Source organism: Edaphobacter modestus, from assembly GCF_004217555.1.
GTDB lineage: Bacteria > Acidobacteriota > Terriglobia > Terriglobales > Acidobacteriaceae > Edaphobacter > Edaphobacter modestus.
Map to the genome: position 1 here is coordinate 2,624,492 of NZ_SHKW01000001.1, position 12,418 is coordinate 2,636,909.

Sequence of the window (12,418 nt, forward strand, 5' to 3'; positions counted from 1 at the left end):
ATGGACCCAGTGCTTGAAAAGCTGAAAAAAGGAATTTTAAAGTTTCAGACCGAAGTCTATCCTCCGAACGCAGAGACGTACTGCAAGGCTGCCAGCGAACCCCAGAGGCCATCGACACTGATTGTTACCTGCGCGGATTCGCGCATCGACCCGGAACTCCTCACGCAATGCGGCCCCGGCGAGCTCTTTGTCACGCGCAACATCGGCAACCTGGTTCCGGCATATGGCGAGATGATGGGCGGTGTCAGCGCTGTGATCGAGTATGCCGTCAGCGCGCTTGGGGTGCAGCACATCGCAGTATGCGGCCACAGCGACTGTGGGGCAATGAAGGCACTGCTCAATCCGTCGAGCCTGGAGTCGATGGCCACGGTGAAGCGATGGATGCGCAACGCGGAGGCAGCACTTAGCGTGACGAACTCCCTTAGCCAGAAGGATGATAGGCCGAGTGACCGGCTGAAGCGGCTGACCGAGGAGAATGTCCTTCTGCAGGTTCAGCATCTCAGGACGCATCCGTCGGTCGCGGGTGCAGCGGCTCGCGAGAAGCTCACGCTATCCGGCTGGGTTTATGACATCGGAACCGGCCAGGTGCGCATCTCCGAGAACGGTTCGCGAAACTTCCTGCCTGTGAATCCGGGAGTTGCTACCGCATGATTGTGCCGAAAGGCAGGCGCCTTGCACAACGGACAGTACAGTACGTGGGCTTGCCGCTTCTTGGCCTGCTCGCATACGACGTGGCGGTCGTCATCCTCTACCAGAAGGGCTTCCTGCAGTGGGCGGCCCTCGAGCAGATTCCTTTATCTCTGTTTGGCTCCGCCATCGGTGTCATCCTTGCGTTTCGCAACAGCACCTCCTATGCCCGGTGGTGGGAGGCGAGGACTCTGTGGGGCTCGATCGTTAACAATGCGAGGAGCTGGGCCCGCCTCGTCACCACAACGCTCCGCAACCCCGGCGATGGCAGCTCCGGCGAGTTCGAGCGAACGCAGCGGCAGATGGTGTATTACCAGATCGCCTGGGCTCATGCTCTGCGGCAGGCCCTGCGACGGCTTGATCCGCTGAGCGAGATTACGTCGCTGCTTACCCCGGAAGAGATCGCGGCGCTTCGCGACCAGACGAACGTACCCGTCGCCATTCAACAGTGGCAAAGCACTCTCTTGCGATCCGCGCTGGATCGCGGCTGGATCGACAGCGTACAGTGGCACGCCATGAATCAGAGCCTGGACGATCTTGTCGATGCCCAGGGCGGGGCGGAAAGAATCAAAAACACACCGATGCCCAGACAGTACGACTATCTTCCGCAGGTATGCGCGCACATGTTCTGCTTTCTGCTTCCTCTGGTGATGGTCTCGAGCCTGGGATGGTTCACTCCTCTTGGATCGACGCTCGTGGGATTCATCTTTCTGGCGCTCGACAAGATCGGCCGCAACCTTGAAGATCCTTTCGACAACACGATGCACGATATTCCGCTCACGTCCATCACGCGGACCATCGAGATCAATCTGCGCCAGATGCTCGGAGAGACGAACCTGCCCGAGCCACTCGTTCCCGTCGACGACATCCTCTGGTAAACAGCATCGTTCAGAACCACCGCATCCGGCGAAGAACGAGGAGCAGAAGAACGGTACACATGATCGTCAGAAACCCCACAAACAGCGCGCCGTGCGGCGACTCTTCAAAGGGCAATCCCTTGAGATTCATCCCATAGATTCCCGAGATGGCGATCGCAGGCAGCGCTATGGTTCCGAGCACGGTGAGCACTTTCATCACCTCATTGGTGCGATTCGAGACCGAGGTCAGGTAGATGTCGAGAGAGTTGTTAAGAAGGTCGCGCTGGGTTTCGACGGAGTCTAGCAGTCGCGCAACGTGGTCGTAAGTATCGCGAACGTACAACTGGTGCTCGCTGTCGATAATGGTGTTGGGATCCCGTTGCAGATGCAGGCAGGCATCGCGCGTGTTGACGAGCACGCGCCGTAATCCGATCAGTTCGCGCTTGATAGCAAAGACCTGGGCAAGAATCTCCGGCGAGGGGCTGTCAAAGATGGCGTCTTCCAATGCATCGATGCGGTCGTCGAAGTGGTCGATGGCAGAAAAGTAGCGGTCGACGATGGTATCGAGGATGAGGTAGAGAAGGCGGGCAGGGTGCTCACCATCCCCGTCGCGACGAGCGCGCTCGAGCGCTTCGGTGGTTGCGGGACAGACGGGGTCGACGACGGTGATTAAAAAATCCTTCCCCGCAAAGATATCGATCGTAGTAAAGGTAGGCATCTGCTCCGTAGGAGCGTCCGGATCGGGCTTGAGATAGACGGGCTTTAAAACAGCGAAGGTGTACAGATTCCCGGAGTCGACCTTGACGCTCTCATCTTCACTGCGGGCGTCTTCGATATGCAAAGGGTGGAGATTGTATTGACGCGCCAGCTCATCGAGCTTTGGATCGTGTGGATCGTCCAGTTGATACCACGGCATGAGGCATTTTCTCCTGTTTACAGCTTCATCTCTTTTTCTTTTTAGATATTCCAGCATCAGCGAAGGCATAAGCCATCGCCTCTCTGAAGAGAGGAAGATCTTTCCTGTACTCCGCCGGCTCTCGAGGTTCGAGCAGGATCCATTCCTTCATGGTCCGCTTTCCCATTGTCAGCATCGCAACGTCATCTCGTTGGGTCAGATACTCGATTCTCTCTCTCGGCAGCTTCAGAGCTACGCCTTTACTACCTCCGCCACGAGTAAAGGCGAATACCTTCCCGCCAGCAAGAAAGCTCGCATGCGTTCCGCTCTTCTTTTCGCTCATGCCGTCCAGCGAAGAGAGCAATCTTGAGATCGTAGCCACAAGTTCAGGGTCGGACATGGAACCGCTTTCCTTCGTTGGACCGCAGAACCAAACTGAGATCCTTGCGTCCATCGTACCGGCTTCAACGTATATTTCAGATAAGATCTCACCCAGAAATCCTGAAATGAGGAACGTTCCCTGATGTTGAACCGTTGCCGTGCCTTCGTGTTTCTCCTTGCCGTAGCCGGACCGTTCGCATACGCGCAGGGCGTTTCGCCCTCGGCGCCAGCCTATGATCCAGTCCAGACCTTCGCTCCGCTCACCCTGCCCGATCCTGTGAACGCATACCGTTCCAGCAATGGCGCGCCCGGGCCGAGCTACTGGCAGAACGAGGCCGACTACGATCTGCACCCCACCATCGACGTTCAGAACAAGCAGCTCAGCGCCACCGAGACCATCACCTACACCAACAACAGTCCCGATGTGCTTACCAGTCTCTGGCTGCATGTGGAGCAGAACATCTATCGCAAGGATTCGCGCTCGCGCCTCGCGGGCGGAGCCGTTCGCTCCCGTCGTGGCCATGAAGAGACAGGCCCTCGCCCCTCATCAGACGGCTACGCCTTCGACTCAGTCGACATCGAGTCGGGCAAGCAGCACGTGAAGGCCGACTACCTCATCTCCGACACGCGAATGCAGATTCGCCTTGCGGAACCTCTGAAGCCACATGGCGGTCAGTTGAAGATCCACATCAAGTACCACTATCAGATCCCCGGCGTCTGGGGTGGACGAACCTCATGGGGCAAATCCGCGCAAGGCGAGATCTACGATATGGCGCAGTGGTATCCGCGCATGTGCGTCTACGATGACCTTCGCGGATGGGATACCCTGCCTTATCTCGGGAGCGAGTTCTACCTCGAATATGGCCAGTTCGACTACTACGTCACCGTGCCCTCGAACTTCCTCGTCGCCGGTTCGGGAGAGCTGGTGAATCCGAAAGAGGTTCTTACCTCGCAGCAGATGGCTCGGCTGGAGCAGGCTCGCAACAGCGACGCGACAGTCATGATCCGCACTCCAGCCGAGGTGAACGATCCCGCGAGCCGCCCGAAGAAGGACGGCACGCTCACCTGGCACTTCCACATGGACCACACTCGCGATGTCGCCTTCAGCGCATCGCCGGTCTTCGTTTGGGACGCAGCAAAGATCAATCTTCCCGACGGAAAGAAGTCGCTCGCGATGAGCGTCTATCCGCCGGAGAGCGTGGGCGACGATGCCTGGACCAGGTCGACCGAGTACGTGAAGAACTCCATCGAAAACTTCTCCAAGCGCTGGTATCCCTACCCGTATCCAGCGGCCATCAACGTCGCCGGCTTCTCGACCGGCATGGAGTATCCCGGAATCGTCTTCGACGGCATCCCGGACAAAGGCTCCTTCCTGTTCTGGGTGACGGCCCACGAGATCGGCCACGACTGGTTCCCCATGATCGTCGGCTCTAACGAGCGCCGCAATGCATTTATGGATGAGGGCTTCAATACCTTCATCGACATCTTCGAATCGGACGAGTATGCCGGAGGCAAGTATGGCCCCAAGCGCGACTCCGAGTACTCGGCCGGCGGTGAGCCACCGGACATGATCCTGAAGGTGCTCGACGACCCCACTGCACCGCCAGTCCTCTTCCCTGCCGACGGCTACACCCCACGCCTCGGTCACCCGGTCAGCTACTTCAAGGGAGCCTACGGCAACGTCCTTCTGCGCGAGCAGATCCTGGGGCCAGAGCGCTTCGACTGGGCCTTCCGCAAATACATCCGCGACTGGGCGTTCAAACACCCCTCGCCCTCGGACTTCTTCCGCGCCATGCAGAGCGAAGGCGGCGAAGACCTGGGCTGGTTCTGGCGTGGCTGGTACATGAACAACTGGAAGTTCGATCTCGCCGTGACGAAGATTGACGCAGCCAGCATGACCATCACCAACAAAGGCCAGCTCGTGCTTCCGGCAACGGTCGAGGTGAAGTTCAAGGACGGCACCTCGGAGCGCACCGAGCTCCCGGTCGAAACCTGGCTCAGCAAGGGCGAATACGTCTGGTCCTCAGACGATAAGAAGCCCATCGCTTCGGTCACAATCGATCCGGATCATAAGCTTCCCGACGACGATCGCAGCAACAATACGAAGTCGGCCGAATAAACACTTTTCACTATCGTTCGCTTACGGCCTGCGCCGGATCGTCTTCCTCGATCCATCGCAGGCCGCAGCTTTTGCAATGCCAGGATTCAGAGCCGCGAGGCAAAGGAAGCGAGACGAGATAGAGAGCGATCAATGCGGCTTTTCGTCCCTGGCGCTCCCACGCGATATCGATGGAATTACAGCGCGGACAGCGTGGTTGCTCAAACGAGGGCTGATCGGGCAGAGCGATTGCCTCTGGGATGGGTTGTTCAAGAACCTCCTCAGCGGCGTTTACATCGGCCGCCGCAACCTGAAGACGAATGCCTCCAAGCAGATTGGACATCTGCCAGTCCAGTCGGACAAAGTTCTCATCTTTGAGAAAACAGAAAATACCGGCGGATTCGATAACGCCACGGACAACGATCGCCTCCGATAGGTCACGGTACTGACGAATCGTGACTAGGTTGCGATATTGTGGCGATAGATCCTGCTCGCCTGCGGGTTCAGGCTCATGAAATTCGATTCCACGTCGAAGAAGTTCTGCCTTTAGTGCAAGCCTGGCGTCTTCGACCAGGGAATGCCAATCATCCGCAATCCCAGAGAGTTCAGCGTCAGATAGCGAATGATAGAAATCCGCAAACGTAGGCTTTGCCATGCATCGGGATCATAACAGGGAGCAAGCAGCCGCCCTTCACGCCTCGTGAAGGACGCGGCCCGTCCCCTTCTCGATATTTCTGATCTCGCCATCGCGCATATGGATAATGCGGTCGGCGATCTGCGCGGCCTCGGGGTTGTGCGTAATCATCAGGACGGTCTGGTTCAGCTCGCGGCTGGAACGCCGAAGCGTGTCCAGCACGGCATCGGAGTTCTTCGTATCGAGATTGCCGGTGGGCTCGTCGGCCAGAACGATGGAAGGCCGCGTGATCAGCGCCCGGGCAATCGCGACGCGCTGTTGCTCGCCTCCCGAGAGTTCGTTCGGCCTGTGGTCAAGCCGGCCTTTAATACCCATCATATCGGTCAGGTGATCGAGCAGAGCCTGGTCGAGCGGCTTCTTCTCCGCCGCTCCCAGATTTGCGATGTCGTGGGCAATCTCGATGTTGCCTTGTGCCGTGAGGGTCGGCAGAAGATTAAAGCGCTGGAAGACGAAGCCGATCTTGGCGCGGCGCATTCGCGTTCGTTCCAGATCCGACAACTGCGAAAACTCCGCCCCTCCAATAAAGAGCGAGCCCGAGGTAGCCTGCGTCAGGCCGCCAAGGACGTAAAAGAGGGTCGATTTGCCGGAGCCCGATGGACCAACGACCGCGACGAACTCGCCTGGATCGGCGGAAAAGCTGACATTGCGCAACGCCGGAACGTCGAGCTTGCCGGAACGGTAGGTCTTGCCCAGATTTTTGGCAACGATGATCGATTGTGTCGTGCCTGCCGCGCCCGCAGGAGAGGAAGAAGTAGTCACCATGAGTTACCTTTGAGTTTACCGTGATTGGGACCTTAGTATGCGAATGGGGATAAGTTGGGCCGAGCTCTTGCTGCTCGCCCTCACCGGCTGGACCGTCGTCGGAATCCTCGGCGTCACCCTCTCCTTTATCCGGCGGGAGCGCGTCCAGGCGCGGCGCCACCTGGCCTGGATCGGTGGCATATGGCTTCTCTACTTGGCCATTCTGCTGGCTGTCTCCCTTGCAGCGTATCCACGCACCGTGGCCCGCGGCCAGGAGCAATGCTTCGGCACGCTCTGTCTTGCCGTTGTTCGAACGGAGGTCATGCCCGGTTATCTGACAACACGAGGCGAACGCATCCTGCGCGTATCCGTACGCCTCACCAACCACTCCCGCGATAAGCGCCAGGGCGAAAAGCGTCTGAAGGCTTATCTCGTCGACTCCCAAAACCGTCGATGGTACGAGGTGCCGGGCCTTCAAGGAGTACGCCTTTCTACCCCGGTCGCTCCGGGAGATTCGATCGTCAGCACGCCGGTCTTTAAAGTCGCCGGCGATGCAAATGAATTTAGGCTTGTATTTACGCGCGGGCGTGGATTGCCGAACGCTCTGCTTCTGGGCGATCGCGACAGCCTGGCGCATCCCACCGTCGCCGTGCCTCTCGAACGCTAGCTAGCGACAGGTTCTGGTGCAGTATGTCCCCGCTGCATCTCTCCGTGCACAAACAGTTGCAAAATACTGAGATTTCACTTTTAAGTGCAAAGCGTTGCGACCTGCCCCAAAAAACGTCTGCATGGTGCACATTTTGAACAAGTAAAGTTGGCACGCGGATTGCACTTATGCCAGATCGTGTTGCACGGGCCTTTACTCCACTGCGCATCGGGCTGGATGCGATGTGGAGTTGATTCGATGACAGATTAATGTACCTGGGCTCTTTCTGGGTTTTCGGACACTGCGAATCTCCTCAGTGCTGTACGCGGTGCCGCGAAACAATGCAACCTTTGCTTCCTTCTGGAAGCCCCCATGGGACTTGAAATCGGTGATGCCCGCCACGAACTCCCCACCGGCAGGTCTGGGCTGGCATCGATTGGCCACTGCGCAGCAGCGTCTGCGCAGACGGCGGACTATCGCTAACCAATGTTGTGGAGGAAGAAGTGAAAACCATTGCAGCTACTCTAGTTACAGCCTTAGTCGTCTCTGGACAGGCATATGCCCAGAGCAATACGCAGAAGTCGACGGAGAAAAACGAGAAGAAGCAGAACAAGACTCGTGCTCTTCGCGACAGCCAGATGGATAACGTCACCGCCGCCGGAGAAGAGAACACGGCAGTAGCGGCGAATAACTCCACCGCTACCGTGAACAACAGTGGATCTGTCAACCTTAGCGGGACCGCTTTGAATGGAGCTTCCGGTGTCAACATCGTCAGCTCGTCCGACGCTCTCGTAGGCAACGGCGTTAACGTTTACAGCGGAACAATCTCCGCTCCTTACGCCAACAGCGGAGCCGATGTAAATCAGAGCAATGACATCACGCAGGACAGCGCGCAGATGGGATCGATCTCCGGCTACTCGCGTGGAGCGAACACACACCTCGATGTGAGCGCAGCTTCTGATGTAACCAAGAGCTCCTCGAGCACCAGCAGCTTCGACAGCTCCCTGGATACGTCGAAGACCCATGACCAGAGCCTGGACCTCAGCCACACGAAGACATCCTCGCTCTCGAAGGACTACAGCAACACCCACGATCAATCGCTGGATGCCAGCACCAGCAAGTCGTCGTCGCTCTCGACGGAATATTCTTCGTCCAAGAATGCAGACGCCTCGCTGTCCACGGCTCACTCGTCTTCGAAGGACGCCGATGCCTCGCTGTCCACGGCTCACTCGTCTTCGAAGGACGCCAGTGCTTCCCTGTCCGCGGATCACTCGTCTTCGAAGGACGCCAGTGCTTCCCTGTCCACGGATCACTCGTCTTCGAAGGACGCCAGTAAATCTCTGGCGGCGAACGGTACGCTTTCGGCCACCCCTTCTTCGCTGGACGCGAGCGCAGCGCTGGAAGCTTCGGCAAGCAAGTCGGCCTCCAACTCGAGCTCGCTTGACGCCGAAGCAAGCAAGTCGGCCTCCAACTCGAGCTCGCTTGACGCCGAAGCCAGCAAGTCGGCCTCCAACTCGAGTTCACTTGACGCGGCAGCCAGCAAGTCATCCACCAACTCCGACTCACTTGATGCCGCAGCCAGCAAGTCGTCCTCCAAGTCGGCCTCACTCGACGCCAGCAAGTCGTTCGATGCTTCGCTGAGTGCGAGCAAGTCCTCTTCGAAGACCTCCAGCCTGGATGCAAGCCACTCCACCGAAGATACGTTGGCGGCGACGGACAGCAAGAGCTCCACCCTCTCTGCAACCGTATCGAAGTCCAAGTCCGACACGTACTCCAACCACACCGTTCAGTCGCTTGATCTGACCTACGACAAACAGGGTGCAGTCGCCTTCGACTCCGCCAGCGGAAAGTATGTCGCGGTGGATGGATCGACTGTGACCGCAACCAACAACTACACCGTTGCCCTGGCCGGCTCCGCTCTGCAGAACGCCCAGGCCCTCAACATCGTCAACGCTGCCGGCGGCATGGTTGCCAATGGCGTCAACGTCGCTCGTACGTCGAACATGAACTCGGCGCCGACGATCGTGCAGTCCAACAGCATCAATCAGGTCCGCTAAGAGCGATCCGGCGCGAACGGATCCGACAGTACTCCTGTCCGGATCCGCTCGCGTTCCGCTCGCTCCTTCACTGGATTCAAGGGAGTATCGTATGCGACGAATTCTTGTGATAGCGGTTCTGGCTCTGCTGAGTTCAGCAGGTATGGCGAAGGCCGGCGCGCAAACGCCGGTTCAAGCACGCGCCCAGGCCAGGACTCAAACCAGGGCAATGCCTCTCAGCGATGCTGCGCTCGACCAGGTTACGGCCGGAACCATCTCCGCCGGAATCTCCGACGGCGTAGTCCGCTTTCAGGGGCAGACGCCCACAGCCAACGGTCTGGTCTCGAGCACAGGCTCGCTCGCCCTTCAGAGCGGTCCTCTTGCAGGCAACACCGTAGGAACGCTCAGCCTGAATGGCAATGCACAGCAGAATCTGAGTTCGCTGGTGAACATCAACGCCGTGAACTCGAAGATCAACGTCCTGCTCAACCTCAACGTAAACATCAACTCCACTGTGGGAACCCTGACACAGTCGAATCTGAATGGGAAACACTAATGCACCTGCCCCGAATACGGTTCCGGCCCTGGTGTACGGCACTCGCGCTGATGACGAGCGCCCTGTTCTTCCCTGCCTCCGCGTCCTCTCAAACCAGAGAAGGCGCGGACGCGCAGGGAAGCAAGAAGATTCGCTCTCTCAAGGACATTCGTGGAGAAGGCGTCGTCCGGCAGAAGTGGGACATGAGCTGCGGAGCCGCCGCGCTGAGCACCCTGCTCACCTACGAGTTCAAGGACGATACCCCCGAAACCTCCATCGTCGTCTGGATTCTCCATCGCGTCGATCCTGTGCGCGTGCGCGCTCGCGGGGGCTTCTCGCTCCTCGACCTGAAGCGCTTCGCCCAGGCTCGCGGATACCACGCTGAGGGTTACTCCGGCATGTCGATCGAAGAGCTCGTCTCGCAGAAGACCGCCGTCATCGTCCCCATCCGGCTCAAGGGTTTTGATCACTTCATCGTGGTGCGGCAGATCACCGGAGGACGGGTCATCATAGCCGATCCCGGCTTCGGTAACCTCACCATGCGGGTCGATCGATTCGAGTCGCTATGGAAAGAAGGCATCGCCTTCGTCGTGCATCCTCCCACCGATCTGATGATCACCGAAAAGCATCCCTCCATCGCCTCCCGTAGCATCCCCGACCCCAGCATCATTCAGCGCGGAATCGGCGTTGCCATACCACCCAACTATCTCTATTGATCTCCTCCGGAACGATACAAAGCGAAAGGCAAGATCGATGCAGTCCATGATGATGAAACGATATTGCGCCTCACTGATCTGCTGGGTTCTCGTAGGTTCGGCCACCGCAAGCCAGGCTCAGGAACATCAGGCTTCTCCGGCACCGCCCCAATTACAAACCCGCCCACCGCAAACCAATCAGCCGCTCTCCCCGCAGGACTCCCTGCTGACGGCCGTCAATCAGCGACTCAACGACGCTCTCCGCGAGCGCGACGCCATCATCCGCAATCTCCTCGAGCGCGTAGGAGAACTGGAGTGGCGCGTCAATGGAGGCTTCACCACCTCACCGAAGGAACTCATCGCGGCCAAACCCGTCTCAGTCTCGTCCTCCTCCGCCACAGCCTCGCCCGCGCCGCGCACCGGAGCCGTCACAGCCGTCAACTCCGTCGTCACCAACTCCGGATACGACATCGAAGAGCGGCAGGCGAGTCAGGCACTCGATCAGGCCCTCATCGTGCGCGGCGGCCTGCTGCTGCCCCCTGGAACCGTCGAGCTCGACAACACAACCTCCTATTTCAGCTCCACCACCGATCGAATCAATATCGACGGCTTCGCCCTTCTGCCGGTTCTCGTCGTCGGCGATATCTCCTCCCAGCGGGTGCGCAAGGATCTTCTCCTTCCGACCTTCTCCGCCCGCCTGGGTCTCCCCCACAAGCTGCAGTTCGATACCTACATTCCCTATGGCTATCAGCTGAATCGCACCACAGACGTAAACAATACCCAGACCTCGCAAAGCACCTTCGGATTGGGCGACATCACCTTCGGCTTGTCGCGACAGCTCACGCTCGAACGTGGCCGCGTTCCCGACCTGCTGGCGAATGTGCGATTCAAGACCACCACCGGAGTCGACAGCTTCAATCTCAACAGCAGCCAGACCGCACTCGGCACAGGCTTCAACGCCGTGCAGGGAAATCTCACCGCCGCCAAGTCCAACGATCCCGTCGTCTTCTTCGGCAATCTTTCCTACACAGCAAACCTCAGTGGAACCCACTCGATTCCGGCCAACGACCCCGATAACCCGGGAGCCATGGTTCCTGGACACTTCAAGCCCGGCGACTCCGTCGGCTTCCAGCTCGGCTCCATCCTCTCGCTCAATCCCGAGACCTCGATGACCATCGGCTGGGACCAGCGATTCACCCGAGCCACCACCCTGAACGACAAGACCATCCCCGCCTCGTTCCTCGTGGAAGGTTCGCTGCGGCTCGGCGCGTCCTACTTGTACGCCCCCGGCAGAACCCTCGATCTCAGCTTCGGCGTCGGCCTCACCCCGGACACGCCAAACCTGCAGTTCTCCGTTGGCCTGCCCATACGAAGAGCCCTCTGGCACCCAAAGAGCAACGTCCACTAAGTGAAGCGAATATGAGGAAGGAACGCCTGATCTCCATACGCGCCGTGCAGCTCTCCCGTTCTACCGAACTTTACCTCAGACCAACGGATTGACGTTGTCAGGAAATCACAATCTGTTGACAGCTTCCTGACAACTTCACCCCTGCCGAGTATTAGCGTGAGGGCACGTCTTCGCTGAACGTATCCATCGGGGAAGGCGTGAAGGCAACCAGCAACTCCGGTAATGCCGGTCTCCGGCGATGGGGTATGAATTGGGCGATCCCCCATCGCCATTTTTCCTTCTACGACGGAGTCATGCCCGATTCGAGAAGCGAGTGCAGCGTAATCTCTTCGAGAAAACTGATCTCCATCCTTACCGTCACCACACCTCCCAGGTCCAGAGTGTTCGTCAGGTTACTGCGGCACGTGCACAGATCCGTCAGTGCCATGTGTGAGGAGCGGGTGAGCTCAAGTCCGGTCGCGACGATCGATCCGTACAGATCGAGAATCGAGCGAAGCTGCACCTCAACGCGCAGCTCCATCGTCTTCGAGGAGAGGGTGCGCCGGTCCAGAACCCACCCCCCGCAGTCCGCGAGAGAGGCCAGCAGCTCCGGCAGCACGCCCGAGCGCTCGTCATAACTGAACCCCTGAATGTCGAGTGAGGGCATAATTTTTTTGGGGTCCTTCCCTTTTGAGATCAACCGATCCTAAGCCTTCATCGGTGTCAAACAGTTGTAGCGTGATCCCGGTCGCGGTACGGTGGTCAT

13 protein-coding genes are annotated in these 12,418 nt (G+C 58.6%); 8 read left to right on the forward strand and 5 right to left on the reverse strand.

Annotated elements, in window-relative coordinates:
• Together BDD14_RS10970 and BDD14_RS10975 are read left to right on the forward strand one after the other, a co-directional pair.
• Complete coding sequence (locus BDD14_RS10970; RefSeq protein WP_130418839.1) at positions 1-651, forward strand: carbonic anhydrase; 651 nt, start codon at positions 1-3, stop codon at positions 649-651.
• Positions 648-1,565 carry a bestrophin family protein gene (locus BDD14_RS10975; protein ID WP_130418840.1) on the forward strand — a complete coding sequence of 306 codons (918 nt, stop codon included), beginning with the start codon at positions 648-650 and terminating at the stop codon, positions 1,563-1,565. Before BDD14_RS10970 ends, BDD14_RS10975 begins: the two co-directional genes overlap by 4 nt.
• A gap of 10 nt (positions 1,566-1,575) precedes the next feature.
• Here BDD14_RS10975 and BDD14_RS10980 read toward each other — a convergent pair whose 3' ends face one another.
• Positions 1,576-2,460 (reverse strand): magnesium transporter CorA family protein, encoded by an 885-nt coding sequence (locus BDD14_RS10980; RefSeq protein ID WP_130418841.1) that lies wholly within the window; start codon positions 2,458-2,460, stop codon positions 1,576-1,578.
• 25 nt (positions 2,461-2,485) lie between these two features.
• Positions 2,486-2,839, reverse strand: a complete 354-nt coding sequence (locus BDD14_RS10985; protein ID WP_130418842.1) for an MmcQ/YjbR family DNA-binding protein — start codon at positions 2,837-2,839, stop codon at positions 2,486-2,488.
• A 123-nt stretch (positions 2,840-2,962) separates the two neighbouring features.
• Between BDD14_RS10985 and BDD14_RS10990 the strand changes: the two genes are divergently transcribed.
• Positions 2,963-4,939: a M1 family metallopeptidase gene (locus tag BDD14_RS10990; protein ID WP_165420024.1), complete on the forward strand. Its 1,977-nt coding sequence runs from the start codon at positions 2,963-2,965 to the stop codon at positions 4,937-4,939.
• A 10-nt stretch (positions 4,940-4,949) separates the two neighbouring features.
• Here the strand turns inward: BDD14_RS10990 and BDD14_RS10995 are convergent, their stop codons facing one another.
• Both BDD14_RS10995 and BDD14_RS11000 read right to left on the reverse strand, forming a co-directional pair.
• A complete protein-coding gene (locus tag BDD14_RS10995) occupies positions 4,950-5,573 on the reverse strand; it encodes a putative signal transducing protein (RefSeq protein ID WP_130418843.1) in 624 nt (207 codons plus the stop codon).
• A gap of 36 nt (positions 5,574-5,609) precedes the next feature.
• The gene (locus BDD14_RS11000; RefSeq protein ID WP_130418844.1) at positions 5,610-6,374 is read right to left on the reverse strand and encodes an ABC transporter ATP-binding protein; all 765 of its coding nucleotides are present in this window, start codon (positions 6,372-6,374) and stop codon (positions 5,610-5,612) included.
• 37 nt (positions 6,375-6,411) lie between these two features.
• Between BDD14_RS11000 and BDD14_RS11005 the strand changes: the two genes are divergently transcribed.
• The 5 genes from BDD14_RS11005 to BDD14_RS11025 all read left to right on the forward strand — a co-directional run bounded on the left by BDD14_RS11005 (position 6,412) and on the right by BDD14_RS11025 (position 11,673).
• On the forward strand, positions 6,412-7,020 hold the full coding sequence (locus tag BDD14_RS11005) for a hypothetical protein (protein WP_130418845.1): 609 nt from the start codon (positions 6,412-6,414) through the stop codon (positions 7,018-7,020).
• Between the two features lie 482 nt (positions 7,021-7,502).
• Positions 7,503-9,056 (forward strand): hypothetical protein, encoded by a 1,554-nt coding sequence (locus BDD14_RS11010; RefSeq protein WP_130418846.1) that lies wholly within the window; start codon positions 7,503-7,505, stop codon positions 9,054-9,056.
• Between the two features lie 91 nt (positions 9,057-9,147).
• The gene (locus BDD14_RS11015; protein ID WP_130418847.1) at positions 9,148-9,591 is read left to right on the forward strand and encodes a hypothetical protein; all 444 of its coding nucleotides are present in this window, start codon (positions 9,148-9,150) and stop codon (positions 9,589-9,591) included.
• Positions 9,591-10,286, forward strand: coding sequence for a C39 family peptidase (locus tag BDD14_RS11020; RefSeq protein ID WP_130418848.1), 696 nt, complete (start codon positions 9,591-9,593; stop codon positions 10,284-10,286). The genes BDD14_RS11015 and BDD14_RS11020 overlap by 1 nt, the downstream gene beginning before the upstream one ends.
• A 46-nt stretch (positions 10,287-10,332) precedes the next feature.
• Entirely contained in the window at positions 10,333-11,673 is a 1,341-nt protein-coding gene (locus BDD14_RS11025) for a transporter (protein WP_130418849.1), read from the forward strand.
• 280 nt (positions 11,674-11,953) lie between these two features.
• On the opposite strand, the gene BDD14_RS11030 is transcribed toward BDD14_RS11025, so the two are convergent.
• Positions 11,954-12,319, reverse strand: a complete 366-nt coding sequence (locus tag BDD14_RS11030; RefSeq protein ID WP_130418850.1) for a hypothetical protein — start codon at positions 12,317-12,319, stop codon at positions 11,954-11,956.
• Positions 12,320-12,418 lie beyond the last annotated feature (99 nt).